29 protein-coding genes and 1 pseudogene are annotated in these 26,212 nt (G+C 73.2%); 18 read left to right on the top strand and 12 right to left on the bottom strand.

The window, feature by feature from the left end; all coding sequences use genetic code 11:
• Positions 1-11 precede the first annotated feature (11 nt).
• Genes AB5J54_RS30900 through AB5J54_RS30890 form a run of 3 tightly spaced genes read left to right on the top strand, consistent with a single transcriptional unit; the run spans position 12 to position 2,333 of the window.
• Positions 12-722, top strand: coding sequence for a vWA domain-containing protein (locus AB5J54_RS30900; RefSeq protein WP_369147185.1), 711 nt, complete (start codon positions 12-14; stop codon positions 720-722).
• Entirely contained in the window at positions 719-1,261 is a 543-nt protein-coding gene (locus AB5J54_RS30895) for a hypothetical protein (RefSeq protein WP_369147184.1), read from the top strand. The genes AB5J54_RS30900 and AB5J54_RS30895 overlap by 4 nt, the downstream gene beginning before the upstream one ends.
• A gap of 13 nt (positions 1,262-1,274) precedes the next feature.
• Positions 1,275-2,333, top strand: a complete 1,059-nt coding sequence (locus AB5J54_RS30890; protein ID WP_369147183.1) for a hypothetical protein — start codon at positions 1,275-1,277, stop codon at positions 2,331-2,333.
• Between the two features lie 26 nt (positions 2,334-2,359).
• Here the strand turns inward: AB5J54_RS30890 and msrB are convergent, their stop codons facing one another.
• The 4 genes from msrB to AB5J54_RS30870 all read right to left on the bottom strand — a co-directional run bounded on the left by msrB (position 2,360) and on the right by AB5J54_RS30870 (position 5,643).
• Entirely contained in the window at positions 2,360-2,764 is a 405-nt protein-coding gene (msrB, locus tag AB5J54_RS30885; protein ID WP_369147182.1) for a peptide-methionine (R)-S-oxide reductase MsrB, read from the bottom strand.
• A 15-nt stretch (positions 2,765-2,779) separates the two neighbouring features.
• Complete coding sequence (gene murC, locus AB5J54_RS30880) at positions 2,780-4,171, bottom strand: UDP-N-acetylmuramate--L-alanine ligase (protein WP_369147181.1); 1,392 nt, start codon at positions 4,169-4,171, stop codon at positions 2,780-2,782.
• A 133-nt stretch (positions 4,172-4,304) separates the two neighbouring features.
• Positions 4,305-4,757 (bottom strand): indole-3-glycerol phosphate synthase, encoded by a 453-nt coding sequence (locus tag AB5J54_RS30875; protein WP_369147180.1) that lies wholly within the window; start codon positions 4,755-4,757, stop codon positions 4,305-4,307.
• Between the two features lie 124 nt (positions 4,758-4,881).
• Complete coding sequence (locus tag AB5J54_RS30870; protein WP_369147179.1) at positions 4,882-5,643, bottom strand: pyrimidine reductase family protein; 762 nt, start codon at positions 5,641-5,643, stop codon at positions 4,882-4,884.
• A gap of 36 nt (positions 5,644-5,679) precedes the next feature.
• Here AB5J54_RS30870 and zapE point away from each other — a divergent pair, with 36 nt between their 5' ends.
• The 4 genes from zapE to AB5J54_RS30850 all read left to right on the top strand — a co-directional run bounded on the left by zapE (position 5,680) and on the right by AB5J54_RS30850 (position 9,699).
• Positions 5,680-6,765 carry a cell division protein ZapE gene (gene zapE, locus AB5J54_RS30865; RefSeq protein WP_369147178.1) on the top strand — a complete coding sequence of 362 codons (1,086 nt, stop codon included), beginning with the start codon at positions 5,680-5,682 and terminating at the stop codon, positions 6,763-6,765.
• A 34-nt stretch (positions 6,766-6,799) separates the two neighbouring features.
• The gene (locus AB5J54_RS30860; protein WP_369147177.1) at positions 6,800-7,225 is read left to right on the top strand and encodes an OsmC family protein; all 426 of its coding nucleotides are present in this window, start codon (positions 6,800-6,802) and stop codon (positions 7,223-7,225) included.
• A gap of 135 nt (positions 7,226-7,360) precedes the next feature.
• Positions 7,361-8,749 carry an alkaline phosphatase PhoX gene (locus AB5J54_RS30855; protein WP_369147176.1) on the top strand — a complete coding sequence of 463 codons (1,389 nt, stop codon included), beginning with the start codon at positions 7,361-7,363 and terminating at the stop codon, positions 8,747-8,749.
• 68 nt (positions 8,750-8,817) lie between these two features.
• Positions 8,818-9,699, top strand: a complete 882-nt coding sequence (locus AB5J54_RS30850; protein ID WP_369147175.1) for a PPK2 family polyphosphate kinase — start codon at positions 8,818-8,820, stop codon at positions 9,697-9,699.
• Here the strand turns inward: AB5J54_RS30850 and AB5J54_RS30845 are convergent.
• Positions 9,685-10,560, bottom strand: coding sequence for a hypothetical protein (locus tag AB5J54_RS30845; protein WP_369147174.1), 876 nt, complete (start codon positions 10,558-10,560; stop codon positions 9,685-9,687). The two genes, AB5J54_RS30850 and AB5J54_RS30845, sit on opposite strands and share 15 nt — an antisense overlap.
• Positions 10,561-10,605: 45 nt before the next feature.
• Between AB5J54_RS30845 and AB5J54_RS30840 the strand changes: the two genes are divergently transcribed.
• On the top strand, positions 10,606-10,743 hold the full coding sequence (locus AB5J54_RS30840) for a hypothetical protein (protein WP_369149631.1): 138 nt from the start codon (positions 10,606-10,608) through the stop codon (positions 10,741-10,743).
• A gap of 5 nt (positions 10,744-10,748) precedes the next feature.
• Here the strand turns inward: AB5J54_RS30840 and AB5J54_RS30835 are convergent.
• Positions 10,749-10,910, bottom strand: a pseudogene (locus tag AB5J54_RS30835) (hypothetical protein); the annotation flags it as partial.
• Between the two features lie 114 nt (positions 10,911-11,024).
• Here AB5J54_RS30835 and AB5J54_RS30830 point away from each other — a divergent pair.
• Positions 11,025-11,222: a hypothetical protein gene (locus tag AB5J54_RS30830; RefSeq protein ID WP_369147173.1), complete on the top strand. Its 198-nt coding sequence runs from the start codon at positions 11,025-11,027 to the stop codon at positions 11,220-11,222.
• 47 nt (positions 11,223-11,269) lie between these two features.
• On the top strand, positions 11,270-12,127 hold the full coding sequence (locus tag AB5J54_RS30825) for a polysaccharide deacetylase family protein (RefSeq protein ID WP_369149504.1): 858 nt from the start codon (positions 11,270-11,272) through the stop codon (positions 12,125-12,127).
• Positions 12,128-12,134: 7 nt separating this feature from the next.
• Here AB5J54_RS30825 and AB5J54_RS30820 read toward each other — a convergent pair whose 3' ends face one another.
• Genes AB5J54_RS30820 through AB5J54_RS30810 form a run of 3 tightly spaced genes read right to left on the bottom strand, consistent with a single transcriptional unit; the run spans position 12,135 to position 14,292 of the window.
• Positions 12,135-12,785 carry an ABC transporter gene (locus AB5J54_RS30820; RefSeq protein ID WP_369147172.1) on the bottom strand — a complete coding sequence of 217 codons (651 nt, stop codon included), beginning with the start codon at positions 12,783-12,785 and terminating at the stop codon, positions 12,135-12,137.
• Entirely contained in the window at positions 12,782-13,618 is an 837-nt protein-coding gene (locus AB5J54_RS30815) for an ATP-binding cassette domain-containing protein (protein ID WP_369147171.1), read from the bottom strand. The genes AB5J54_RS30820 and AB5J54_RS30815 overlap by 4 nt, the downstream gene beginning before the upstream one ends.
• Positions 13,615-14,292: an AIM24 family protein gene (locus AB5J54_RS30810; protein WP_369147170.1), complete on the bottom strand. Its 678-nt coding sequence runs from the start codon at positions 14,290-14,292 to the stop codon at positions 13,615-13,617. The genes AB5J54_RS30815 and AB5J54_RS30810 overlap by 4 nt, the downstream gene beginning before the upstream one ends.
• A gap of 71 nt (positions 14,293-14,363) precedes the next feature.
• Here AB5J54_RS30810 and AB5J54_RS30805 point away from each other — a divergent pair, with 71 nt between their 5' ends.
• The 5 genes from AB5J54_RS30805 to AB5J54_RS30785 all read left to right on the top strand — a co-directional run bounded on the left by AB5J54_RS30805 (position 14,364) and on the right by AB5J54_RS30785 (position 19,662).
• Entirely contained in the window at positions 14,364-15,074 is a 711-nt protein-coding gene (locus tag AB5J54_RS30805) for an aminoacyl-tRNA hydrolase (RefSeq protein WP_369147169.1), read from the top strand.
• Between the two features lie 69 nt (positions 15,075-15,143).
• Positions 15,144-16,274: a hypothetical protein gene (locus AB5J54_RS30800; RefSeq protein WP_369147168.1), complete on the top strand. Its 1,131-nt coding sequence runs from the start codon at positions 15,144-15,146 to the stop codon at positions 16,272-16,274.
• Between the two features lie 140 nt (positions 16,275-16,414).
• Entirely contained in the window at positions 16,415-17,806 is a 1,392-nt protein-coding gene (locus AB5J54_RS30795) for a DUF692 family multinuclear iron-containing protein (RefSeq protein WP_369147167.1), read from the top strand.
• Between the two features lie 2 nt (positions 17,807-17,808).
• Positions 17,809-18,876 carry a TIGR04222 domain-containing membrane protein gene (locus AB5J54_RS30790; protein ID WP_369147166.1) on the top strand — a complete coding sequence of 356 codons (1,068 nt, stop codon included), beginning with the start codon at positions 17,809-17,811 and terminating at the stop codon, positions 18,874-18,876.
• Positions 18,877-18,924: 48 nt separating this feature from the next.
• Positions 18,925-19,662 (top strand): TIGR04222 domain-containing membrane protein, encoded by a 738-nt coding sequence (locus tag AB5J54_RS30785; protein WP_369147165.1) that lies wholly within the window; start codon positions 18,925-18,927, stop codon positions 19,660-19,662.
• A gap of 183 nt (positions 19,663-19,845) precedes the next feature.
• Here AB5J54_RS30785 and hemQ read toward each other — a convergent pair whose 3' ends face one another.
• Together hemQ and hemG are read right to left on the bottom strand one after the other, a co-directional pair.
• Positions 19,846-20,559 (bottom strand): hydrogen peroxide-dependent heme synthase, encoded by a 714-nt coding sequence (gene hemQ / locus AB5J54_RS30780; protein WP_030690075.1) that lies wholly within the window; start codon positions 20,557-20,559, stop codon positions 19,846-19,848.
• A gap of 17 nt (positions 20,560-20,576) precedes the next feature.
• Positions 20,577-22,040, bottom strand: coding sequence for a protoporphyrinogen oxidase (gene hemG / locus AB5J54_RS30775; RefSeq protein WP_369147164.1), 1,464 nt, complete (start codon positions 22,038-22,040; stop codon positions 20,577-20,579).
• Between the two features lie 139 nt (positions 22,041-22,179).
• Here hemG and AB5J54_RS30770 point away from each other — a divergent pair, with 139 nt between their 5' ends.
• The 3 genes from AB5J54_RS30770 to AB5J54_RS30760 all read left to right on the top strand — a co-directional run bounded on the left by AB5J54_RS30770 (position 22,180) and on the right by AB5J54_RS30760 (position 25,080).
• Positions 22,180-23,190: a DUF4349 domain-containing protein gene (locus tag AB5J54_RS30770; protein ID WP_369147163.1), complete on the top strand. Its 1,011-nt coding sequence runs from the start codon at positions 22,180-22,182 to the stop codon at positions 23,188-23,190.
• A gap of 9 nt (positions 23,191-23,199) precedes the next feature.
• Entirely contained in the window at positions 23,200-24,573 is a 1,374-nt protein-coding gene (locus AB5J54_RS30765) for an FAD-dependent oxidoreductase (RefSeq protein WP_369147162.1), read from the top strand.
• Positions 24,574-24,639: 66 nt separating this feature from the next.
• Positions 24,640-25,080 carry a hypothetical protein gene (locus AB5J54_RS30760; protein WP_369147161.1) on the top strand — a complete coding sequence of 147 codons (441 nt, stop codon included), beginning with the start codon at positions 24,640-24,642 and terminating at the stop codon, positions 25,078-25,080.
• A gap of 42 nt (positions 25,081-25,122) precedes the next feature.
• Here the strand turns inward: AB5J54_RS30760 and hemE are convergent, their stop codons facing one another.
• Entirely contained in the window at positions 25,123-26,199 is a 1,077-nt protein-coding gene (hemE, locus tag AB5J54_RS30755) for a uroporphyrinogen decarboxylase (protein ID WP_369147160.1), read from the bottom strand.
• Positions 26,200-26,212 lie beyond the last annotated feature (13 nt).

The following is a 26,212-nucleotide window of genomic DNA, read 5'->3' as shown; positions in this document are numbered from 1 at the left end:
GAGAGCCACCCATGAACGACGCCCTCGTGCAGTACCAGGGCAATCTGCAGTACGCCGTCGACATCGCCCTGTGCATCGACGCGACCGGCAGCATGTCCCCCGTACTCGACGCGGTGAAGTCGAGCGCCCTCCAGTTCCATCAGCGCCTGGACGACGTGATGGCCAAGAAGGGCAAGTCCATCAGCCAGCTGCGGCTGAAGGTCATCGCCTTCCGTGACTTCGGCGACGACCCCTCGGACGCCATCGAGGAGACCGGCTTCCTCCACCTCCCGGCGCAGGCCAAGGAGTTCGAGCAGTTCGTCAGCGGGATCGACGCGGGCGGCGGCGGTGACATCCCCGAGTCCGGTCTCGAAGCCCTCGCCCTGGCGATCAACTCGCCCTGGGAGACCGGGCTCGACCGCAGGCGCCACGTCATCGTGATGTTCACGGACGCCCCCGCGCACGCCCTCGGCACGGTCGGCGCGGACGCCGCCACGTACCCGACGCACATCCCCCGCAGCATGGACGACCTCTTCGAGCAGTGGGGCTACGCCCGCAGCCAGACCTCGGTCATGGAGCAGTCCGCCAAGCGGCTCGTGCTCTTCGCGCCGGACGAGGCCCCCTGGTCCGACCCGATCGCGGAGGAGTGGGACCTCACCCTGCACTTCGCCTCCAAGGCGGGCGAGGGCCTGGAGGAGTTCGAGATGGACGAGATCATCGAGACGATCGCGAACAGCCTGTGACGCTGGAGTGGGACGGTTTCCGCCTCGCTCTGGGACGTGAGGGCCTGGAGTTCGCCTGGGCCGGCGGCGGGTTCTTCGAGGCGGGCGTGACGTCCTGCGTCTCCACCTCCCTCCGTCGTCCGAGCCGGCCGGACGAGTGCCACCGGCTCGACTTCCGGTTCCGCTTCCCCGGCACCGCCCCCGGGGCCGAGTCGGCCGTGATCCACGTGGACGTGCCCCCAGGCGCGGTGGAGCAGGCCCAGCGCCTGCAGGACCTCCTCTGGCGGGACTACTCCGTCATGGTGGACGAGGACGGGCCCGGCCCGGAGGCGGAGACCGAGGCCGACGTCGAGTCCGAGGGGGACCCGGGGGCCGCGGCCGAGGCCGAGGAGGCCCCGGAGACGGACGCCGACACGGGGCCGGCGCGGGAGGGGACCTCGGTCCCGGCCGAACTGGGGCGCGTCCCGAACACCAACGCGTGGATCATCAGCCCGGCCATGGCGAGGTCGGAAGAGCTCTTCCAGGACGTGATGGCACGCCTGGCCAACAGCGACCATTAGGAGGGACACGGCGGTGGCGGGCTCGGCCAAATGGAGATGCAAGGACTGCGGCAGCAACACCGGGCCGGGGGAGACGCCGTGCGGCATCTGCGGATCGACCCGCAAGGACCCGATCGCGCCGCCCGCCGCCCCGTCGCGCCCGGCGGCGAAACGCCCGTCACCCGCCCGCCCGTCCGGCGACTGGCAGTGCCGGGCGTGCCGCGCCACCAACCCGGCACGGCGGCTCGACTGCGTCGGCTGCGGCAAGAGCTGGAAGACGAGCGGCGAGCCCGCGCCCAAGAAGACCGCCCCCAAGAAGACGCCCCCGAAGACGACGGCGAAGAAGACGACGCCGACGACCCCGAAGACGACGGCGAAGAAGACCACGACCGCGAAGGCCACGCCGCCGCGGATGACGCCGCCCAGGACGACACCCCCGAAGAAGGCGGCCCCCAGGAAGACGGCGCCGCCGCGCACCGGAGGGTCCACCGCCCGGCCGACGGGCGTCTTCTACCCGCCCCCGCCCACCACCGGCTACACCGCCCCGCCCCCCCGGGCGACGACCGCTCCCCCGTACACCCCGCCCCCTCGGTACACCCCGCCCCCCTACACCCCGCCGCCGTACCGGCCACCGGCGAGGAAGTCGAAGGGCTGTCTCTACAGCTGCCTCGGTGTCGTCGGGGGGCTCGTGCTGCTGGGGATCGTGCAGAGCGTGGTCATCGGCTCCCTCGACTCGGGCGGCGCGGACGACCCGAAGCCGACGTCTAGCGCCGGCGGTACCGGCACCGCGTGCCCGTCCCGTATCGCCTCCGCGCTGCCGAGCGGTGACGGCGCCACCCTGGTCGAGGCGTTCCGGACGGATGACCACCGGATCACGCTCTGCCGCACGGCGGCGGGAAAGCTGTACTACTACGGCGAGTTCAGGGACCAGCGCGAAGCGGGCATCGCGATGCCCGCGAAGAAGACCGGCGACGGGTACGAGGCGAACAACAGCCCCTACCGGTACGTGATCAGCGGGAGCACCGTCTCCATCTACAAGTCCGGGTCCCGGATCGGCCGCGAGGAGCTCACCCCGGAACCGAACCCGGGCTGAGCCCCTCGCACGCGTCGTGGCGGCCGTTACTCCTGCGGCTCCAGCCGCAGCGAGATCGAGTTGATGCAGTACCGCTGGTCCGTCGGGGTCGGGTAGCCCTCGCCCTCGAAGACATGGCCCAGGTGAGAGCCGCAGCGGGCGCAGCGGACCTCGGTGCGGATCATGCCGTGGGAGGTGTCCGCGACCAGCTCGACGGCGTCGCTGTCCTTCGGGTCGTAGAAGCTCGGCCAGCCGCAGTGCGACTCGAACTTCTCGTTCGACGTGAAGAGCTCCGCCCCGCAGGCGCGGCAGGAGTAGACGCCCTTCGTCTTCGTGTCGGTGTACTCACCGCGGAAGGCGGGTTCCGTGCCGGCCAGCCGGAGCACCTGGTACTCCGACGGGGTCAGCTGGGCCTGCCACTCCTCGTCCGGCTTCTCGACCTCGTAGGCCATCGTTCGTCCACTCCCTCAGTTCGACAGGCGGGCGAGGATCTGCGGACCGAGGTCCGTGACGTCGCCCGCACCCATGGTGAGAACGAGGTCGCCGGGGCCGGCCATTCCCGCGATCACGTCGGGGACGGCGTCCTTCTCGTGGACGGCCGTGACGGTGGCGCCGGCCCGCTCGGCCGCGGCGATGATCAGCTCGCTGGTGACCCCGGGGATCGGGTCCTCGCGGGCCGGGTAGATGTCGAGGACGACGGAGGCGTCCGCGAGGGCCAGCGCGTCGCCCATCTCCTTGCCCAGCTCCTGGGTGCGGGAGAAGAGGTGCGGCTGGAAGACGACGAGGAGGCGGGAGGCCCCGGCGGCGCCGCGCATGGCCTCCAGGTCGGCGGTCATCTCGGTGGGGTGGTGCGCGTACGAGTCGATGACCTGGACGCCCTTGGCCTCGCCCTTGAGCTGGAGGCGGCGGCCGACGCCGGTGTAGGCGGTGAGCGCCTGGGCGAGCTCGGCCGGGTCGATGCCGACGCGGGCGCCGGCGGCGAGGGCCGCGGCGGCGTTGTGGGCGTAGTGGCGGCCGGGGACGGAGACGGTGAAGGTGTGCTCGACGCCGTCGAGGAGGACCGTCACCTCGCTCTTCATCCCGTTGGGGACGATCTTCAGGATGCGGGCGTCGGAGTCCTCGGACTCGCCGACGGTGGCGATCTCCAGGCCGTCGCGGTCCGCGACGCGGCGGGCCAGCTCGCGGGCGCCCGCGTGCTCGCCGACGACCAGGGTGCCGCCGGGGCGGATCTTGGCGGTGAAGGCCTCGAAGGACTCGTAGATCTCGTCCATGGAGGCGTAGTTCGCGTGGTGGTCCAGCTCGACGTTGAGGACGATCGCGACCTCGGGGTCGTACTTCTGGAAGCTGCGGTCGCTCTCGTCGGCCTCGGCGACGAAGACCTCGCCGGAGCCGTGCCGGGCGTTCGTGCCGGGGCCCGCGAGGTCGCCGCCGATGGCGTACGAGGGGTCGAGGCCGAGCTCGGTGAGGGCGACGGCCAGCATGGAGGTGGTGGTCGTCTTGCCGTGCGTACCGGCGACGGCGATCGCGCGCAGGCCGTCCATGAGGGAGGCGAGCGCGTCGGAGCGGTGGACGACGGGGATGCCGAGCTCGGCGGCGCGGGCCAGCTCGGGGTTGTCGGCGCGGATGGCGCTGGAGACGACGACGGCGGAGGCGTCGTCGGCGAGGTGCTCGGCGGCGTGGCCGATGTGCACGGTGGCACCGAGGGCGCGCAGCGACTCGGCGGTCGCGGACTCCTTGGCGTCGCTTCCCGCGACCTTGGCGCCCCGCTGGGCGAGGATCTTCGCGATGCCCGACATTCCGGCACCGCCGATGCCGATGAAGTGCGGCCGTTCCATGGCGGCAGGGATGGCGGGTGCCATGCGGATCTCTCCCCGGGGTGTGTGGTTCTGGAAGCCCCCAGCCTAGTGGCTCACGCGCGGGTGCCCGGCGGGGCGCTACGGAGCGGGTGCCGGGTCCGCGCCCCCTGCACGGGGCGCGGACCCGGCCCTGGCGCTACTCGCTGTGGGCGAAGAGCTTCAGGACGGGGACGCCGACCTTGTGGCGGGCCCGGGAGGCCCAGTCGCGGTGGAAGAACTCCTCCACGTAGTGCGGGGCGGTGAGCACGATCACCTCGTCCGCCTCGGACTCGTCGACCACCGCCTTCATCTTGTCGAGCGGGTGGTCCTCGACGACCTGGCCGACCGCCTCGCAGCCCGCGTTTCTCAGGGCCTGGAGCGAGACCTCCAGGGCCTTCTCCGCCAGGGGCCGGGCCTCCTTGCCCTCCGGTTCGTCCCCCTCCCGGGTGGCTTCCTTGAGTTCGCCCATGGCGACGTCGTCGATGGCACGCAGCAGTACATCGGCCTGGTCACCACGCGGCTGCATGAGAACGATGAAGGACATGCCCTCGTCGCCGTGCAGGGTGGTGACGAATTCCACGTCGACGGACGTGAGGGGCTTCTCGATCATCAGAACGCTTGTGAACACCTCAGGAGCCCTTCTGCGGAAACCATCCTTCCCCGTGCCGGCACGGGGTCTGCGACAGTAAGTGTGCCCAGCGGACGCTAAGCGGAACGACAAATTCCGCCGATTGTCAGATCCGACGGTAGCGGGTGAAGAGGAAGCCGTCCTGCTCCAGCACGGAAGCCACCTGGAAGCGTGTCGGGACGGCCACCGGAGGCCCCCCGGCGATCCGCTGGGCGCCACCCGCCGTCATCGTCGGCGAGACCGTCAGACACAGCTCGTCGAGGACCCCCGCCGCCACGAACTGGCCCAGCAGCCGGGGCCCGCCCTCGGTCAGCTGGCGGCGGAGCCCGCGCTCCGCGAGCGCCGCCACCGCGCGGGCCGGCTCCACCCCGGGCCCGTCGCCCGCGGTCAGCACCACGGCGCCCGCCGCCCGGGCGGCCTCGATCCGGTCGGGGGGCGCGGCGGCCCCCGTGAGGACCAGGGTCGGCACGAGCGGCTCCGTGAAGAGCGGCAGCTGGAAGTCGAGGTTCAGGGAGGCGCTGACCACGGCGATCACGGGCGCCGGGCCCTGTCCGGCGGCTGCCCGGCGGGCCGCGAAGGCCTCACGCGCGCGTGCCGGCCGGTAGCCCTCCAGGCGGACCGTTTCCGCACCCACCACGACCACGTCCGCGAGCCCGCGCAGGACGCCGAAGATCCGCATGTCCGTCTCCGAGGAGAGCGGCTGGGAGCGCCCCTCGTGCTGGCCGGCCCCGTCGAGCGAGGAGACCATGTTGGCCCGCAGCCACGGATCGTCTCCCTCCGGATACGTGTAGGCGTCCGCGAGGGCGTCGAGCGACCACTCCTGGTCACCGGAGGCTGTCATGTCCGTCACAGGGAAGAGCTGGCGCATGATCGAAGTCTGACACGGCGCTTACAGTGGGGAACTGTGTCGACCCGTGCCCTCACCGAAGCGGCTTCCCCCGAAGCGGCCCCGCTCTCGCTCTGCTCCCGAGAGCCCCACGTCCCCGCCGACCGTCTCGTCGCGGAGATGGTGCCGCCGCCGCGCTTCGACTCCGTGCGCTTCGACACGTACCTCCCCGACCCGAACCAGCCGAGCCAGACGGACGCCGTCAAAGCCCTGAGCACCTTCGCCGAGGGCCTCGGCGGGGCGCACGCCACCGGCGCGGGCAAGCGCCGCTGGTTCGCGAAGAAGCCGGCCGCCCCGAGCGGCCCGCGCGGGGTCTACCTGGACGGCGGGTACGGCGTCGGCAAGACCCACCTGCTGGCCTCGCTGTGGCACGCGACCCCCGCGGAGCCCGCGCTGAAAGCATTCGGCACCTTCGTCGAGCTGACCAATCTGGTCGGCGCGCTCGGCTTCCAGCAGACCGTGAAGACGCTGAGCGGACACCGTCTCCTCTGCATCGACGAGTTCGAGCTCGACGACCCGGGCGACACCGTCCTCGTCTCCAGCCTCCTCGGGAAGCTCGTCGAGTCGGGCGTGGCCCTGGCCGCCACCTCGAACACGCTTCCGGGCAAGCTCGGCGAGGGCCGTTTCGCCGCCGCCGACTTCCTCCGCGAGATCCAGGGCCTCTCGGCGCACTTCCGGCCGCTGCGGATCGACGGCGAGGACTACCGCCACCGCGGTCTGCCCGAGGCCCCGTCCCCGTACTCCGACCAGGTGGTCACCGAGACCGCGTACGCCACGCCGGGCGCCTCCCTCGACGACTTCCCGCACCTGCTCGAACACCTGGCCAGGGTCCACCCGAGCCGGTACGGCGCCCTCACGGACGACCTCAGCGCGGTCTGCCTCACCGACGTCCAGCCGGTCCCGGACCAGTCGACGGCCCTGCGGCTCGTCGTCCTCGCCGACCGTCTGTACGACCGCGAGATACCCGTGCTCGCCTCCGGACTCCCCTTCGACAAGCTCTTCAGCGACGAGATGCTGAACGGCGGATACCGCAAGAAGTACTTCCGGGCGATCTCCCGCCTCACCGCACTCGCCCGCGACGCGAAGGGGCTCGTCGCGCAGTAGCTTGGTGGCCGTACCCGATCGAAAGGGATCCACCATGGCCACCGTGCGTCACGCCCACACCGTCTGGCAGGGCGACCTGCTCAAGGGCTCCGGCGTCGTCACCCTCGACTCCTCCGGTCTCGGCTCGTACGACGTCTCCTGGCCGGCCCGGTCGGAGGAGCCCAACGGCAAGACGAGCCCCGAGGAGCTCATCGCCGCCGCGCACTCCTCCTGCTTCTCCATGGCCTTCTCGAACGGTCTGGCCAAGGCGGGGCACGCGCCCGAGCGCCTGGAGACGAAGGCCGACGTCACCTTCCAGCCGGGCGAGGGCATCACGGGCATCCACCTGACCGTTCGCGGCACGGTCTCCGGCCTGGACGCGGACGAGTTCAAGGCGCTCGCCGAGGACGCCAAGAAGAACTGCCCGGTCAGCCAGGCGCTCACGGGCACGACGATCACCCTCACCGCCGAACTGGCCTGACACAGGGTCAGTCTCCGCGCCACATGAGGCCGTTGCGGCCCGCATGGTTCACGTGTCACCACTGTGCGTGATACACACATGCGGGTCACACGTCACATCTGTCCTGTCCGCCAACAGGAAGTGGGTTGTTGCCTCATGTCCGCAACACGACGTCAGATCCTGTCCCGCACCGGCGCGTCCGTCGCCGGGATCGCCTTCACGGGCGCGCTCTCCGAGCTCTTCGCCGGAACCGCCGCGGCCGCCGCGCCTTCTCACGGCGGCTACGGCCCCCTCGTCCCCGACCCGGCCGGCCTCCTCGACCTCCCGGCGGGCTTCCGCTACCAGGTCCTCTCCCGGCAGGGCGATCCGCTCCGCTCCGGCGAGGGGCTCGTCCCCAGCAACCACGACGGCATGGGCGCCTTCGCCGGCCGCCGCGGCCGGGTGCACCTCGTCCGCAACCACGAGAACCGGGTCACCGGGAAGATCGCCGTCCCCACCGTCCCCGGCCTCACCTACGACCCGGCCGGCAAGGGCGGCTGTACGGTCCTCGAACTCGACGGCCGCAACAACGTCCTCGGCGAGCGGGTCGGCATCGCCGGGACCGCCGTCAACTGCGCGGGCGGGCCCACCCCCTGGAACACCTGGCTGACCTGCGAGGAGACCGAGGACCGGGCCGGCACCAACGGCTACACCAAGGACCACGGCTTCATCTTCGAGGTCGACGGAGCCGACCCCCACCGCACGGGAGCCGTCCCGCTCACCGCGATGGGCCGCTTCCAGCACGAGGCGATCGCCGTCGACCCGTCGAGCGGCATCGTGTACGAGACGGAGGACGCCTTCGAACGGCCCTTCGGGCTCTTCTACCGCTTCCTGCCGGAGAAGCCCCTCGGCGGCACCGGCTCGCTGCGCGCGGGCGGCGCCCTGGAGGCCATGCGGGTGCCCGGCGTACCCGACCTCTCCGTCGTCCAGGAGACCGGCGCCCGCTTCGACGGCATCGAATGGGTCCCCGTACCGGACCCGCTGGCCACGTCGACCTCCATCCGGCACCAGGACTTCGGGCCCAGGGGCATCACCCACGCCCAGAAGCTGGAGGGCTGCTACTGGGGCGGGCGTGCCGTCTACTTCGTGTCGTCCTTCGCGCGGGCCAAGGACGGCTCGGCGGCCACGCACTTCGGCCAGGTGTGGAAGTACGAACCGCACAAGCGCCGGCTCACCCTCGTCGTGGTCTTCGGCCCGAGCACCGACGTCCAGCTCCCCGGCGAGTCCCCGGACAACATCTGTCTGGCGCCGACCGGAGGCCTGATGGTCTGCGAGGACGGCGACGGGGCGCAGCACGTCTTCGGGGTGAGCGGGGAGGGCGAGGTGTACGCGGTGGCCCGGAACGCCCAGGCTCTGACATCAGCTGCTGCCGCAGCGGGCGGCACCCCCGAGGCCCCGGAGTGGGGCGAGTTCGCGGGCGTCACGTTCTCCCCGGACCGCTCGACGATGTACGTCAACTGCTACACGCCCGGCACGACGTTCGCGGTGACGGGTCCGTGGTGCTGAGCTAGCGGGAGTCCGGGTTCCGTCGCAGGATCGGAACAGGACGAGCGGTGCGGCGGAAGGGGCCCGAGGTGACGAAGAAGGACGGCGGGAAGAAGGAACGGAAGGCCCCCGAACCCGCACTGCGTGACGTCCTGCGGATCCCCGCGGGCGAGCCGGTCGACCTCACCGCGTACGACGCCAGGGCGACCCCCGCCGGCCCGACCGACAAGGCGGCGGGGCTCGCCGCCACCGCCGACCTCGGGCCGCGCCTCGCCGGACTCCAGGAGCGCCTGTACGCGGCGAGCACCGCCGGCGACCGGCGGCGCCTGCTCCTCGTGCTCCAGGGCATGGACACCAGCGGCAAGGGCGGCACGGTCAAACACGTCATCGGCCCCCTCAACCCGTCCGGCTGCCGGATCCGGGCCTTCAAGGCGCCGACGCGCGAGGAGCGGAACCACCCCTTCCTCTGGCGGATCATGAGGGCGCTCCCCCAGCCGGGCGAGATCGGCATCTTCGACCGCTCGCACTACGAGGACGTCCTCATCGCCCGGGTCCGCGAGCTGGTCCCGCGGCGGCGGATCGGCCCCCGCTACGGCCAGATCAACCGCTTCGAGAAGTCCCTCGCGGAGGACGGGGTGACCGTGGTCAAGGTCTTCCTCCACCTCTCGTACGAGGAGCAGCGCGCCCGGCTCCTCCAGCGCCTGGACAACCCCGACAAGCACTGGAAGTTCGACCCGGGCGACATCGAGGAGCGGGCGCTGTGGCCGGAGTACCGGCGGGCGTACGAGATCGCCCTGGAACGCTGCACGACGGCCGAGGCCCCCTGGTACCTGGTCCCGGCGGACCGCAAGTGGTACCGCAACTGGGCGATCAGCAAGCTGCTGCTCGAACACCTGGAGGCGCTGGACCCGACGTACCCGCCGGGGGACTTCGACGTGGCGGAGTGCCGGGCGCGGCTACTGGCCTCGTGAGCGGCGCCAGCGGGCGATGGCCTGCGCCACGGTTCTCGTCATGGTGGGGTCGAGGGCGTCGAGCCTGCCCTGCCGGGCCATCGCGGTGAGCAGGCGGTCGAAGAGGGCCTCCTCACGCCACAGGTGCGAGGTGAACATGGTCATCAGAAGCCCGTCGTCCAGCCGTGGCACGAGGTCGAGCAGGATGTCGATCTGCTCGCTCCGGAGGGCCGTCATCCACCGGGCGACATCCGTGTAGGAAACCCTCCTCAGGGCCACGGCCAGCACATGCGTGGCCACGTCGGCCCTTCCGGCCTCCGCGAGGCCGACGATGACGCGCAGCCCCAGCCGGTCACTCGGGCGCCCGGAGGCCAGCACCCTCGACAGCTCGGTCAGCCCCGCCGGGTCGGGCTGTCCTGACAGGGCCGCGAGCACCAGGGCGACCGCGTCGTCATCGCTGTCCACCCGGCGCACGGCCTCTGCCAGCACGTCGTCGCCGTCGCTGCGCCACAGCCCCTCGTAGACGGCGGCCGCGTTGCCCCGGGTGACCCGACCCGCGACGGTGGACATCCACATCTCCTGCATCGACGCCCCACCGAACTCCTTCACGGCCGGGTGGGTCTCCAGGACGTCGTCCAACGGCCTCAGCCGCGCCACATCCACGACGAAGGCCTCGGCCGCCACGGGTACGCCCGCCTCGCACAGCCAGTACAGCAGCTCGGTGGCCTGCTCCAGCGGCCGCGACCACGCCGCCTCGGTCAGCTCCCGTGCCGCCCCTGGGAAGTCCTCTTCCTCCCACAGCGCCAGCAGCCGGCTCTTGAGCGCCTCCAGCGGGAGGTCGCCGGGCGCGGCCCGGGACAACTCCTCCTCCAGCCGCAGCACCGTGTCCCGCAGTTCCTCGCCGTACCGTTCCGCCTCCGCCCGGAGGTGTTCGGCGTCCTGGAGGTCCTGGCGGAGCTGGGCGACCTGGTGGAGGAGTTCCTGCTGCGCGCCACGTGCTCCTCCACCTCCCGCACCAGGCGGTCGACGAAGTCCTGCGGCGCGACGCGGCGCCCGGCGAGGTAGCGGGAGACGGCGGACTTGTCGAGGTGGACGCGGTACGCGTACTGGCTCTGGCTGATGCCCAGTCGGGTGAACAGGCCCTTCAACACGTTGCCGAGCTCCGCGACCTCCGGGACCTCTCCCCGCTCGACCTCCGCCGAGCTCCCCTGCGTACGGGCCACTTCGGTCATCGCACCCCTCCCCCGGAGCGTTGCCGCGACACCGGCAACGGTTGCGGCTTTCGCAACGTACCGGACGCCGCCCACGGTGGGGGTCCGTCCCGGCCACTCCCCCGAAGGAACCCCATGCGTACGCTCCGATGGGCCCAGCGCGCCCTGATCGTTCTCGTCGCCACCCTGCCCCTGCTCCTCGTGACCCTCGCCTTCGTCCCCGCCCTGCTCGTCCTCCCCTTCCGCCGCGAGCGGGCCGCGCACGCCCACGCGATGGTGCGTCAGCTCAGCGCGTGGACTCGGGTGCTGCTGCTGTCGAGTCGCGAGCGTTAAGCACTTTGATCAGATAACTTCCGATCGTGAACACTTCTGTACGGAAAATGGCGGCGCTCGGTCTTCTGGGCGCCGCCCTCGTCGGCTGCGACAGCGGCGCGGCCGACACCCCGGCACCGAAGCCGAAGGCGGCCGTCGTCGAGAGCCCGGCGCCCAGGACCAGCGCCGCCGCCCCCGGCCCGAAGCCCGCGCGGGTCCCCGCCGCCCCGCCCACCATGGCCCCCGGGCCCGGCGGCCTCACCCCCGTCTACACGCGCCGCGCGCAAGGCACCGAGAAGGTCGTCGCGCTCACCTTCGACGCCGACATGACGGCCGACCAGGGGCCCCGCGCCGCGCGCGGCGAGCGCTTCGACAACCCGGAGCTCATCGCGACCCTGCGTCGGCTCAAGGTGGACGCGACCGTGTTCATGACCGGCCGCTGGGCCGAGGAGTACCCGGACCAGGCCAAGTCCATCGGCGGCGACCCGCGCTTCGAGATCGCCAACCACTCCTACAGCCACTACGCCTTCGCGACCCCCTGCTACGGCCTGCCGACGGTCCCCGGGCCCGACATGGCCTCCGACGTGCAGCGGGCCTTCGACTCCTTCCGGGACGCCGGGGCCCTCAACGTCGTCCCGTACTTCCGCTTCCCCGGCGGCTGCTACGACGACGCGGCCCTGCGCGCCCTCGCCCCCGTCGGGGTCACCGCCGTCCAGTGGGACGTGGTCAGCGGTGACGCCTTCGCCAAGGACGCGGACGCCGTCGCCGACCAGGTCCTCGACGGGGTGAAGCCCGGCTCGCTCGTCGTCATGCACTGCACGCGCAGCGCGGCCCCCGTCACCGAGCGGGCGATCCGCCGGATCGTCCCGGAGCTCCGCGCCCGCGGCTACCGCTTCGTGAAGGTCTCGGAGCTCATGAGCCGCTGACCCGGTCTCACTCCAGGCGCGCCGTGGAACGGCACGCGAGCGCCGCCGTCGCCGCCGCGAGGAGCAGCGCGCCGCCGCAGGCGAGCCAGGGCGGATCGGCGGTCGCGGTACGGGCTCCGGTGACCAGGGCCGTCATGGCGTGCTTCGCCGGCGAACCTGTCGTCACGAGCGCCAGGAGGGAACCGAGCACGAGGGCCGCGAGGGACCAGCCGGGAGCCCTGAGGAACGGGCGGGAGGCGAGCGCGCCGACGGCGGCCCCCGTCAGGGCGCAGGCCAGAGCCCCGAGCAGCCCGGCGGTGGCGGCGGCGAGGGCGGTGACCCCGCGCCGGTCGCCGATCGCCGTCACCGCGAGGACGGCGACCGTGCCGACGAGGACCGGCCAGGCTGCACCGGTGAGCAGCGCCGCGAGGTGCGCGCGGCCCCGGCCGGCCGCCGCCGCGACCACGCCGCGGGCGGCGGGCGGTTCCTGGGTGAGGCAGATCCGTACGGTCCAGGCGGACACCGGGAGCAGGGCGGCGGCGGTGAAGCCGAGCGCGCCGAGCACCGGTTCGCCGGCCTGGACGCCGACGCCGATGAAGGCCGCGTAGAGCAGCAGCGGTGCGAGCCAGCGCTGGGAGCGGAGGAGCAGACCCGACTGGTAGCGCAGGAGCGCCGTCATACCCGTACGCCTTCGGTGCCGAGGTGGTGGATGTGCCAGGACGCGGCGAGAAGCGCCCCCAGGAGGGCGTCGGAGTGAGCCGCGTCCACGCTGAGGAGGGTGGTGCCGTCGGGGCCGGGGGTGGTCCGCGGGTCGCCGGGCAGCCGGGCGGGAAGCGACCGGCCGCCGGAGACGGTGATCCGAACGGGAGGCGCGGCAACGGCCGCCACCGGGAGCGGAGCCGCCACCTCCCGCACCCGCCCGTTCGCCACCCCGTACACGACCAGCGCCTCCCCCTCCAGACGGCGGGGGTCGTGGTCGACGAAGACGACCGTGGCGCCCGCCGCGAGGCGTTCGCGGACGGCGGTGTCGAGTGCGGCGCGGGCGCCGGTGTCGAGGCCGGTCCAGGCCTCGTCGAGAACGAGCAGGGCGGGGTCGGCGAGGAGGGCCTGGGCGACGGCGACCTTCTGACTGGTGCCCTTGGAGAGCTCCGTCAGGGCGGTTCGCGCGTGCGTGCCGGCCCCGAAGCACTCCAGCCACTCCCCCGCCCGGGACCGCGCCGCCCGGCGCCCGAGGCCCTGGACGCGGCCGAGGTGGACCAGGTAGTCGAGGGCCGTGAACGGCAGGGCGACGGGGAACCGTTCGGGGACGTACGCGGTGCGGGACGGGCGGCCGGTGACACGGCCCTCGGTGGGCGCGTCGATGCCGGCGAGCAGCCGGAGCAGCGTGGACTTGCCGGTGCCGTTGGTGCCGACGACCCGGACGAGGGCGGCGGCGGGCAGGTCGAGCGAGACCTGCCGCAGCACCCACGGCCCGCGGAGGCCGTGCCGCCGCCCGACGTGCTCCAGCCTCAATTCGAGGAGTTCTTCTGCGGGGTGAGCTCGCTGGGCCGGACGACGACGAAGCCCTGGCCCTCCAGCTTGAGCTGGACCGCTTCGCCCGAGCCGCCGCGGATCATGGAGCCGAGGGACTGCGAGCGGTGCAGGGAGGTGTGGAGCTGCTCGCTCCAGCCGACGACGGCGTCGGTGTCGACGTACACCGGGGCCTGCGGGGTGACGGGGATGACGATCGGGTTGCCCTCGCACATCAGAGCGATCTTGCCGTAGCCGGAGAAGACGGAGTTGAAGAGGCCGCCGCCGGTCATGCCCGCGCCCTTCACCGTCCTGATGTCGTAGTGGAGGGTGGCGTCGAAGCAGAGGACGTTGCGGCCGTTGACGGTGAAGGCCTCGCCCTGCTCGATCTCGACGATGAAGCAGTTCTGCGCCTCGTGCGCGAACCAGGCCTCGCCCTGGCCCCGTACGGCCATCAGCGCCAGGCCCTCGCCGGTGACGGCCCGCTTGAGCATGCCGCCGATGCCCTGGCCCTTGCGCTCGAACTGGAGATCGCCGCGGAAGGCGATCATCGAACCCTGGCGGGCGTGCATCTCGCCGTTCACGGTGTACTTGACCGATTTGGCGTTCTGGAGGGTCATCCCCGGGAAGGTCGCCGCCTCGGCGAGGTGTTCACCGGCAAAAAGATCGCTCTTCATGAGGGGCATCCTGGCCCGGAACGGTTGATTCCCACAAGAATCGTTTCTCACCGCGATGGCAGACTTGCCGGGTGAGCAGCAACGAGACCGATCTCCGCGATGAGAAGCCCCAGTTCGTCCTCCCCCTGGTCGTCAGGATCGAGCGCGACGCGCCTCCGGCCCGTACCGACGCCCTGGAGACCGCGGCGCGGGCCGTCCTGGAGATCCTCACCGACGACCGCTCCCTCGGCGAGGGCGAGTGGGCGCAGGCGATCACCGACTGGCAGGACGCCCGGATCCGCAAGGTGGTGCGCCGGGCGCGCGGCGCGGAGTGGCGCCGTGCGAACACGCTGCCGGGCATCACGGTGACGGGCGCGGAGGCGGAGGTGCGGGTCTTCCCGCCGGTTCCGCTGGACGGCTGGCCCAAGGAGCTCGCGAAGCTCCAGGTGTCGGGCACCGACCTCGACGACCCGGCGGCGCCCGGCCCCGTACCGGAGGGGGCGGCGGTGCTGTGGCTGAACCCGGAGCTCGACATGTCGGCGGGCAAGGCGATGGCGCAGGCCGGCCACGGGGCGCAGCTGCTGTGGTGGGCGATGGCGGAGGCCGACCGCAAGGCGTGGCAGGAGGCGGGCTTCCCGCTCGCGGTGCGCACGGCACCGGCCGAGGACTGGGCGGCCCTGACGACGGGCGGCCTCCCGGTCGTCCGCGACGCGGGCTTCACGGAGATCGCCCCGGGCTCGTGCACGGTGGTGTCGGAGGGCAGCGCCCTGTTCGCCCCCGACCTGCGGCTCCCCCGGACCTGACCGCGGCCGGGCCCGGTGTCGGACCCGTGCCGTAGTGTGCGGCCGCGTCCTACGCCCTGGGAGATCCACATGTCCGTGCACGCCCGGCTCCACGCCACCGTTCCCGCTCCCCTGCCCTCGCCGGCGGCCGGTCCGCCGGAGATCGTCGGCGGGCCGGGGCGCCGGCTGCTCGTCCAGCGGAGCGACGAGGAGATCGTGGCGCTGCCGCTGGACGACGCCTACGCCGCTCGGCCGGGAGCGGAGGTCCGTTTCCCCGCGCCCTGGCCACGCGACCGCGGGACCTGGGAGGTGTCGCCGGACGCGAGCCTGGCCGTCTTCGCCGGGGTGCACGCCGTGCGTGCCGTCGAGCCGTCGGGGGCGACGCGCTGGGAGATCCGGCACGGCTGCTGGTACGGGGCGTGCCGGGAGATGCACGACTCGTACGACGCGTACGCGGAGGACGGGGACCACCGCTACCCCGAGGAGGGCTCCGTCGGCTTCTCGGCGGACGGAAGCCTCGTCTGGGCCCATGTCCGCGGCCCGCTGGGCGAGGGCGAGTTGACCCCTGACACCGTCGACGAGTGGCTGGTCATCGACGCCCTCGACGGTCGGGTACTCGCGCGGGCCGACGCCCAGGCCGCGGCGGCCGGCAGCATCCACGTCTCCCACCCGGCCGACCCCCGCCGGATGGGCCTCAGCATCGGCGAGGGCCAGGACGGCGCGCCCCTGCGCCTGGGCAGCTGGGACGGCGAGGAGCTGGCGGTCACCTATGTGGAGGGCGACCTCTGCCTGCTGAGCGTGAGCCCCTCGGGCGACCGGCTCATGACGGTCTCCCACGACCAGGACGAACTCGCCGTCCGCGACTCCGACGGGCACGTCCTGGACGACCTGGCATGGGAGGCCGAGTCGGTCCTTCCCCCGCACCCCGACGCGCCGTCGGACGATCCCGACGAGACATGCGTCTACTGGGACTGGGCGGGCGGCTTCGTGACCGAGACGACCCTGGTCGCCTCGACCGACGAGAGCGACAACGAATGGGGCCAGGCCCGGCACTGGCTCCTGGACACCACACGCACGCACGGCCTCCACCCCGTCGTCTACCCCTCCCCGCCCTCCGGCCAGCCGACCGCACGGGGCGACGGCACGTGGGTGACCCGCTCCGCGTCCGGCGACGCCCTGCACGTCTGGACGGCCGGGACGCCCGGCGACGTCTTCTCCTGAGGAGAGCCCATTCGGTACGGCACGCTTTCGGGCTCCCGCACGGCCGAACCTCAAATGAAGCTCTGAACGTCCCCCTCCTGGGATTCGAACCTGCCCGCCTGGGCCATCAGGTGAGGGACTGAGGACCGAAGGAGGGGGACATGACGGAACTCGGCATCGGCATCGGCTGGCGTCCCGAGATCGCTGAGGCGGTGGAGGCCCTGCACGGCGTCGACTGGGTGGAGGTCGTCGCGGAGAACATCTGCGCCGACCATCTGCCCGACTCCCTGACCCGGCTGCGCGAGCGCGGCGTGACGGTCGTCCCGCACGGCGTCTCGCTCGGGCTCGGCGGCGCGGACCGCCCGGACCCGGCGCGGCTCGCGGCGCTCGGGGAGAAGGCGGTGGCCCTCGGGGCGCCGCTGGTCACGGAGCACATCGCGTTCGTACGGGCCGGAGGGCCGCTCACCGCGACCCCGCTGCTCGAAGCGGGCCACCTGCTGCCCGTACCCCGGACCCGGGACGCGCTCGACGTGCTCTGCGAGAACGTGCGCATCGCACAGGACGCGCTGCCCGTACCGCTCGCCCTGGAGAACATCGCGGCCCTGATCGCCTGGCCGGGCGAGGAGATGACGGAGGGACAGTTCCTGGCGGAGCTGGTGGAGCGTACGGGGGTACGGCTCCTCATCGACGTCGCCAACCTGCACACCAACCACGTCAACCGGGGCGAGGACCCGGCCCTGGCCCTGTCCGAACTGCCGGTCGAGGCCATCGCGTACGTGCACGTGGCGGGCGGCGTCGAGCGGGACGGGGTCTGGCACGACACCCACGCCCACCCGGTGCCGCAGCCGGTCCTCGACATCCTCGCGGACCTCGCTTCCCGGGTGTCCCCGCCGGGCGTGCTCCTCGAACGGGACGACGACTTCCCGCCGGAGGCCGAGCTCGCGGCGGAGCTGGATGCCATCCGGACCACTGTGGGCATGCGTTCCGCAAGGGCGGAACGGGTGGGCACAGCCCACGCGCACGGCGCCCTTTCGCTGGTACCCGCACCCCGACAGGCCTCGCTCCTCATCGGTGCCGGCGCCCGCGTCTCCGGAGGCCCCATGCCCGGCGCGGTCGCCGTCGTCGAGGAGCCCGCACCCCGCGGAGGGGCACGCCAACGCCTGGCCGTGACCCAGGCCGCCCTCCTCTCCGCCCTCGTCGCCGGCACCCCCGTCCCCGAAGGCTTCGACACCCGGCGGATCGCGGTCCAGAGCCGCGCCCTCGCCGCCAAGCGGGCCGGGGTCGTCGCGAAGGTCGCGCCGGAGCTGCCGGAGATCCTCGGCAAGGACTTCCGGCGCGCGTTCCTCGCGTACGCCAGGTCCCGTCCCATGACCGGCGGCTACCGCCGGGACGCCCTCGACTTCGCCGAGCACCTGCTGCTGGCCGAGCGCCCGGAGGACCCGGCGGCACGGCGGCGGCTCACGGAGTGGTGGCAGGACCGTTCCGGCAGCCGGCCGCCGGGCCGTGCCACCCGGCTCGTACGGGCCGCCCGTCACGCCCTCGTACGGAGATGACCATGGACCTGCTGCTCACCCTCATCTACCTCGCGGGCGCCGTCGGCATCGCCCTCGTCATCACCCGGGTCGTCCGCACGCGCGGCGGTCCCGGCGGGCCCGTCCACGACCGGTACGAGGTCGCCTTCCTCAACGGCGGCCCGGCCCGCGTCGTCGACACCGCCCTCGCCGCCCTCCAGGCCGACGGCAGGCTCGCGATCGGCGGCCCCGGCATCGTCGCGGTCGTCCGCCCCACCGCGCACGACCCGGTGGAGCGTGCCGTGCTCCAGGAGCACGCCGCCGCGCCGCACGGGGCCCTGCACCACCTGCGGCTCGCCGTCATGCGGCACCCGGCGGTCCAGGAGATCGGCGACGGTCTCGCGACGCGCGGGCTCGTCGTCGAACCGGCGACGCGGCGGACCACCGCCCGCTGGTGCACCGCCCTGATCCTGACGGCCTTCGTCCTGTTCCCGGTCTCGATCGTCCTCACGGTGATCGACTTCTCCGTCGACCACGAGTTCCGGCTCCCGTTCGTCTTCAAGGTGGCGCCGGTGCTGTTCGCCGCCGTGATCACCGGCATCGTCTGCGGCTCGGTCTCCGGCCGGCAGGTCACCCCGGCCGGCCGCCATGCGGTCCTCGCGTACGGGAGGGAGCACGGCCATCTCGCGGACGCCGGTCATCTCGTGGCCGCGCACGGGCTGCGGGCCCTGCCGGACCCGGTGCTCCGGGAGCAGCTCGCCGCCGCCGCCCGGATCTCCGCGCCGCGGCGGAACGGGCGCGGCAGGCGGCCCTCGCCGTCGCACTTCTCCTCCTCGGACGCGGCCGCCGTCGGCGTGGCCGCCGAGTGGTGCGCGACCAACAGCTCCTGTGGGGGTGGCGGGGGCGGCTCCTGCTCGGGCGGCTCGGGCGGCGGCTCGTCCTGCTCGTCCGGGTCCTGTTCCTCGGGCTCCTGCTCCGGTGGCGGGTCGAGCTGCGGCGGAGGGTCCAGCTGCGGTGGCTCAAGCTCCGGCTCCAGCTGCGGCGGCTCAAGCTCCAGCTCGTGTTCGAGTTCCAGCTCCAGCTCGTGCTCCAGCTCCAGTTCCAGCAGCTGAGGGGCCATTCGGGTGGCGGCCCCGGCCGTCCTCCCGTACAACCGGGACATGATCTGGGTTCCGCTCCTCCTGGTGGCCTTCGTCGTGGCCGGTGTCGGCTGCGTGCGGGTCTGCCGTGCCGCGCTCGCCGCCGCCCGGCCCCACGGGTCGTCGGGCGGTACGGAGGAGCTCACCGTGTGCGAGGCGGCCTACCTCGCCGGGGGCCCGTTCCGGGTCACCGATCTGACCCTGGTGTCGATGCACCGGGCGCGGCGGCTGCTGCTCGCGCACACCGGCTGGGCGACGGTCTTGGACGCCTCGGGCGCCGGGGACGAGCTGGAGCGCGCGGTGCTCGGTGCCATCGGGCCCGGCGGGCAGTCGCCGGTGCCCGCCGTGCGTCCGGTGGTCGCCGCCGCCGAGTCCGTACGCCGCCTCGCGGAGGGGCTCGTCGACCGGGGGCTCGCCGTGTCCGAGGAGGCGCGCCGGGAGATGGCGGCCGGGGTGCGGGCGGTACGGGCGGGGTTCCTGCTGACGCTGCTGCTGGGGACGGTCGCGGCGCTCCTGGTGCCGGCCGGGGAACGGGCTCCGGTCGTCGCCGGTTTCGCGCTGCCGCTGGTCGGGTCGGGGCTCTGCCTGCTGATCGGGGGGATCGAGGTGTATCCGTACACCCGCTGGGCGTCCCCGGCCGGGCAGCGGCTGCTCTCCGGGCTCTCGCCGGCCGATCCGCTCACCGATCCGCTGACGGCTCTCGCGACGCGCGGTCCCGCCGTCCTGGAGCCGGAGCTCCGGGCCGCCCTGCACGCCTGAGGCCCCGCGGAAAAGTCCTGGAAATGACGCCGGTGCGGCGCGCGTGACGCGCGCCGCACCCGGAGCCGGACCCGGTGTCGCTGGAGCGGCGGGCACATGGTGCCGCCCGCCGTCTGATCTTCCGGGTCAAGGGGTGGCGCGCCCGGCCGGGAGCCGGGCGCGCCACCAGGTTCTGTACGGCCGTCAGGCCAGGCCCGCCACCAGGTCGGCGACGCTCTTGCGGCGGCCGGTGAAGAACGGGACCTCCTCGCGGACGTGCATCCGCGCCTCGGAGGCGCGCAGGTGGCGCATGAGGTCGACGATGCGGTGCAGCTCGTCGGCCTCGAAGGCGAGGAGCCACTCGTAGTCGCCGAGCGAGAAGGAGGCGACCGTGTTGGCGCGGACGTCGGGGTAGCCGCGGGCCATCTTGCCGTGGTCGGCGAGCATGCGGCGGCGGTCCTCGTCGGGCAGCAGGTACCAGTCGTAGGAGCGCACGAAGGGGTACACCGAGACGTAGTCGCGCGGGTTCTCGTCGGCCAGGAAGGCCGGGATGTGCGACTTGTTGAACTCGGCGGGGCGGTGCAGCGCCATGTTCGACCAGACCGGCTCCAGGGCGCGGCCCAGCTTGGTGCGGCGGAAGAGGTTGTACGCCTCCTGGAGCTCGTCGCTCGTCTCGGCGTGCCACCAGATCATGACGTCGGCGTCGGCGCGCAGACCGGACAGGTCGTACGTGCCGCGGATCGTGATGTCCTTGGCCGCGAGCTGGTCGAACAGCTCCTGGACCTCGTCGGCGTAACCGCCGCGGTCCTCGGGGAGAACGTCGCGCAGCTTGAAGACGGACCACAGGGTGTAGCGGATGACCTCGTTGAGGTCCTTCGCCTTCTTACCGGCGTTCGGGATCTTTTCGGGCGCACTCATACGCCTATTCTCGCCCGTCACCGGGAGTGCCCCGCACCGGGGTCGGCCGTTTTCGACGTGGCGATGATCTCGTCGGCCGCGCGGTGGGCGGAGGCGATGCAGGCGGGGATGCCGACGCCGTCGTACGCGGCGCCCGCGAGGCGCAGTCCGGGGAGGCCGGCGACGGCCGCGCGGACCCGGGCGACGCGGGCCAGGTGGCCCACGGGGTACTGGGGCAGGCCGCCGATCCAGCGGGTGACCGTGGTCGCGACGGGGCGGGCGGCGAGGCCGGTGGCGGCGGCGAGGTCCTTGAGGGAGGCGGCGACGAGGTCGGAGTCCTCGCGGTGGACCTGCTCCTCCTCGCCGTGGCGGCCGACGGAGGTGCGCAGCACGAACAGGTCGGGGGCGGAGTCGGCGACCCACTGCCACTTCTGGGCGGAGAAGGTGGAGGCCTTGATGGTGTGGCCGTCGACGGGGGGAACGAGGAACCCCGAGCCCGGCAGGGCGGGCATGTCGGAGCGGCGGAAGGCGAGGGTGATCAGGGCCATGGAGGCGTAGTCGACGGAGGCGAGCTCGGCGGCGGCGTCCGGGGCGTGGCCGCCGAGGAGTCCGGCGGCGATTCCGGCGGGGGTGGCGAGGACGACGGCGTCGGCGTCGAAGGTCCGGTCCGGGGTCACGACCTGCCAGCCGGTGTGGCCGGTGCGGAGGAGGGCGGTCACGGGCGTTCCGGTGCGGATCTCGCCGCCCGCGGCGCGGATCGCCTCGGCGACCGCGCCGGGGAGGGTGCCGATGCCGCCCCGGATGCCGAGGAAGGCGGAGCCGCCGAGGCCGGTGGCGGCGCCCGCCGCGTCGGCGGGGGTGGCGGCGCCGGCGCGCTGGACGGCGTGCACGGCGGCGGTGAGCGTGGGGTGGACGCGGGCGGCCTCGAAGAGGGCGGGGACGGCGGCCTTCATCGAGATGCGGTGGGCGTCACCGGCGTACACCCCGCCGAGGAGGGGTTCGACGAGCCGGTCGACGACCTCGTGGCCCATGCGGGCGGCGACGTACGCGCCGATGGCGATGTCCTCGCCGATCTCGGTGGGCGGCAGCTCCAGGTCTCCGCCGATGCGGCGCACGCCCTCGGCGGAGAGGAGGCCCCCGACGGCGGCGGGGTCGCCGGGGACGCCCATGACGTGCCCCTTGGGCATGGGGACGAGCTCGCCCCGGGACCAGACGGACGCGGTGGTCGTCGCGGGGGCCTGGAGCCGGTCGCCGAGGCCGACGGTCCGGGCGAGGGCGACGGCCTCGGGGCGGCGGGCGAGCAGCGACTCGGCGCCGAGGTCGACGGGCGCGCCCGCGATCTCCCCGGCGAGGAGCTTGCCGCCGATCCGGGCGTCCGCTTCGAGGAGGGTCACCCGGTGGCCGGCGAGGGCCAGCCGGTGGGCGGCCGCGAGTCCGGCGATCCCGCCTCCGGCGACGACGACATGAGGCCCGGCGTGCTGTCCCGTGGTGTCCGCGTTCATGGCACCACTCTCTCAAATCGCCCGCCCGGTCCCGTTCCGAGGCCGGACCGTGACCACATCGCTACCGCCCGGGGGCAACCCGTACGAGGGGCCCGCACGTCCAACGGGCATCACTCACCACCATCCCCGGGGGGATCTCGTGCGGGCAGCAAGAACGAGAACGGCGGCCGCGGTCCTGCTGACGGCTTCACTGGTCCTGACCGGCTGCGGCGCGGGCGCCACGGACACCGCCGCCTCGGACGGCAAGGGCGGCGGCATGGCGGCGGCGAAGCCCGCCGACGGTACGGCGGAGGGTGCGGCCGACAGCGCCTCGGGCGCGGCCGGGAAGCCCGCGTCGACGGTGCCCGCGCAGCAGCACGTCATCCGTACCGCCGAGCTCTCCGTCGAGGTGAAGGACGCGGCGAAGGCGCTGGCCGCGGCCCGCCGGGTGACGACGGACGCGGGCGGGCACGTGGAGAACGAGACGACGGAGCGGGTGGACGACTCCCGTCTCACCTCGCTGATCGTGCTGCGGGTGCCGCAGGAGCGGTACGACTCCGTCCTCACCGAGCTCGCGGGCGCCGGGAAGCTGCTCGACCGCAAGGCGTCCGCCAAGGACGTCACCGACCAGGTGGTGGACGTGGAGAGCCGGATCGCCACCCAGCGGGCGAGCGTGGCGCGGGTGCGGACGCTGATGGACCGGGCGGAGAAGCTGTCCGACGTGGTGACCCTGGAGGGCGAGCTGAGCCGCCGTCAGGCGGACCTGGAGGCGCTGCTCGCCCAGCGGGACTCGCTGAAGGACCGGACGACGCTGGCGACGATCACCCTGCGGCTCCTCGAACCCGAGAAGGCGTCGGCGGAGGAGGGGGAGGAGGACCGTCCCGGCTTCGCGGACGCCCTGGGCGGCGGCTGGAACGCGCTGGTGGGCGCGGCGGCCTGGATCGGCATCGTCCTGACCGCGCTCGCGCCGTGGCTCGCGGTGGCCCTGATCGCCTTCGTCCTCTGGCGGCGCCTGGTCCGCCCGCGTCTCGCGGCCCGCGGGCCCCGCCCGGCGGGCGCGGCCCCCGTGCTGCCGGACGCTCCGCGCAACGCCGCCGGAGTGGCGCCGGCCGCCGAGCCGGCACCCGGGCACCCGAGGACCCCGCAGCCCCGGGAGGCCCCCGAGAAGTAGCGTCTCCCCATGAGCGAACGACTGGTGGTCATCGGTGGCGACGCGGCGGGCATGTCCGCCGCGTCGCAGGCGCGCAGGCTCAAGGATCCCGGGGAGCTGGAGATCGTCGCCTTCGAGCGGGGGCACTTCTCCTCGTACTCGGCCTGCGGCATCCCGTACTGGGTCGGCGGGGACGTGGCGACGCGCGGCGAGCTGATCGCGCGCTCCCCCGAGGAGCACCGGGCCCGTGACATCGACCTGCGCACGCGGACCGAGGTGACGGAGATCGACGTCCCGGGGCAGCGGGTCCGCACACGGGACCTGGAGGCGGGTACGGAGGTGTGGACGGGCTTCGACAAGCTGGTGATCGCGACCGGGGCCCGGCCGCTGCGCCCGCCGATGCCGGGGATCGACGCGCCCGGGGTGCACGGGGTGCAGACCCTCGACGACGGCCAGGCGCTGCTCGACTCGCTGTCCGGCACGCCGGGACGGCGGGCGGTCGTCGTCGGTGCCGGGTACATCGGCGTGGAGATGGCGGAGGCCCTGCTGAGCCGGGGCTACGAGGTGACGGTGCTGACCCGGGGCGAGCAGCCGATGGCGACGCTCGATCCGGACATGGGGCGGCTCGTGCACCGGGCGATGGACGGCCTGGGGATCACGACGGTGGCCTCGGCGCCGGTGACGAAGATCCTGACGGGCACGGACGGCCGGGTGCGGGCGGTGGCGACGGACGCGGAGGAGTACCCGGCGGACGTGGTGGTGCTCGGTACGGGCGTGGTGCCGGAGACCTCGCTCGCGCGGGCGGCGGGGCTTCCCCTCGGGGTGTACGGCGGGCTGCTCACCGATCTGGCGATGCGGGTCAGGGGCCACGGGAACATCTGGGCGGGCGGTGACTGCGTGGAGGTCCTGGACCTGGTCTCGGGCCGGGAGCGGCACGTGCCCCTCGGCACGCACGCGAACAAGCACGGTCAGGTCATCGGCTCCAACGTGGGCGGCGGCTACGCGACCTTCCCCGGCGTGGTGGGCACGGCGGTGTCGAAGGTGTGCGACCTGGAGATCGCGCGGACGGGCCTGCGGGAGAAGGACGCCCGGGAGGTGGGCCTGCGGTACGTGACGGTGACGGTCGAGTCGACGAGCCGCGCGGGCTACTACCCGGGGGCCGCGCCGATGACGGTGAAGATGCTGGCCGAGAAGCGCACGGGCCGGCTGCTCGGGGTGCAGATCGTGGGCCGGGAGGGGGCGGCGAAGCGGGTGGACATCGCGGCGGTGGCGCTCACGGCGGGGATGACGGTGGAGGGGATGACGGCGCTCGACCTGGGGTACGCGCCGCCGTTCTCGCCGGTGTGGGATCCGGTGCTCGTCGCGGCGCGCAAGGCGGTGGCGGCCGTTCGGGCGGCAGGATGACCCGAGCGGCGGAGTGACCGGTGGTGACGGATTGCGGTCGCACGCTCACCATGTGTCACTGATCACATGATCAGACACACGATGCGTGCGCTCTGCGCCGCCACTCTCGTCATAGCCCCGGTCGCCCTGACGGCGACCCCCGCCCACGCGGTGGCCTCGTGCCGGGTCAACGGCATCGCCGTCAACAGCTCGAACGTCGTCGGTACGGCGGGTGCCGACTACATCACCTGCGGCCCCCTCGCCCCCGGTGACGTGGTCGACGGCCTGGGCGGCGCCGACTACATCCGCATCGGCGGCAACATCGGCGGCGGCGCCGTCGTCAGGGGCGGCACCGGCCGCGACTACCTCCGGGTCGACGGTTCCGTCGGACCGATGGCCCAGGTCCTGGGCGGGGACGACAGCGACTACATCCTCGTCGGGCCGAACGCGGGCGCCGTCAACGGCGGCCTCGGCGTCGACTACTGCCGAGTGAGCTCCGGCAACCCGCCGGTCAACTGCGAGGTCTGAGCTCACCAGCCCCCGCAGTCCCCACCCCCACGCGGGCGGCCGTCAGACGGCCGTCCGCGTGTGCACGTACTCGACGAGACGCGTCAGGGCGTCCGGGTCCATCGACGGCATGACGCCGTGGCCCAGGTTGAAGACGTGCCCCTCCAGGTCCTTCGCGGCGGCGAGGACCTCGTCGGCCTTGGCCTCCACGACCTCGCGCGAGGCGAAGAGCACGGCGGGGTCCAGGTTGCCCTGGAGGGCCTTGCCGGGGCCGACGCGGCGGGCGGCCTCGTCGAGCGGGACGCGCCAGTCGACGCCGACGACGTCCGCGCCCGCCTCGCCCATCAGGCCGAGGAGCTCGCCCGTACCGACACCGAAGTGGATGCGGGGGACGCCGTAGCCGGCGACCGCGTCGAAGACCTTGGTCGAGGCCGCCATCACCGAGCGGCGGTAGTCGGCCGGGGCGAGCGCGCCGACCCAGGAGTCGAAGAGCTGCACGGCGGAGGCGCCCGCCTCGATCTGCACCTTGAGGAAGGCCGAGGTGATCTCGGCGAGGCGGTCGAGCAGGTCGGCCCAGAGCTGCGGGTCGCCGTACATCATCGCCTTGGTGCGCTCGTGGCTGCGCGAGGGGCCGCCCTCGACGAGGTAGCTCGCGAGGGTGAACGGCGCGCCCGCGAAACCGATGAGCGGGGTGTCGCCCAGCTCCTCGGTGAGCATCCCGATGGCCTCGGTGACGTAGTGGACGTCCTCGGGGGTCAGGTCGCGCAGCCGGTCCAGGTCGGCGCGGGTGCGGATCGGGTCGGCGACGACCGGGCCGACGCCGGGCTTGATGTCGAGGTCGAGGCCGATGGCCTTGAGCGGGACGACGATGTCGCTGAAGTAGATCGCGGCGTCGACCTTGTGGCGCCGGACCGGCTGGAGCGTGATCTCGGTGACCAGCTCGGGCCGCATGCACGACTCGAGCATGGGGATGCCCTCGCGGACCTTCAGGTACTCGGGGAGGGAGCGCCCGGCCTGTCGCATGAACCAGACGGGGGTGTGCGGCACCGGCTCGCGTCGGCACGCCTTGAGGAACGCGGAGTCGTACGTCCGCGACTGCTGCTTCGTCTGCTGGCCCTGCGGGCTGTCCTTGGCACTCACGCCCAAATCTTCG

Origin of the sequence: Streptomyces sp. R44, from assembly GCF_041053105.1 — a bacterium.
Classification (GTDB): Bacteria; Actinomycetota; Actinomycetes; order Streptomycetales; family Streptomycetaceae; genus Streptomyces.
Note: the sequence above shows the minus strand (reverse complement) of the source record. Positions and strands in the feature narration are given on the sequence as shown.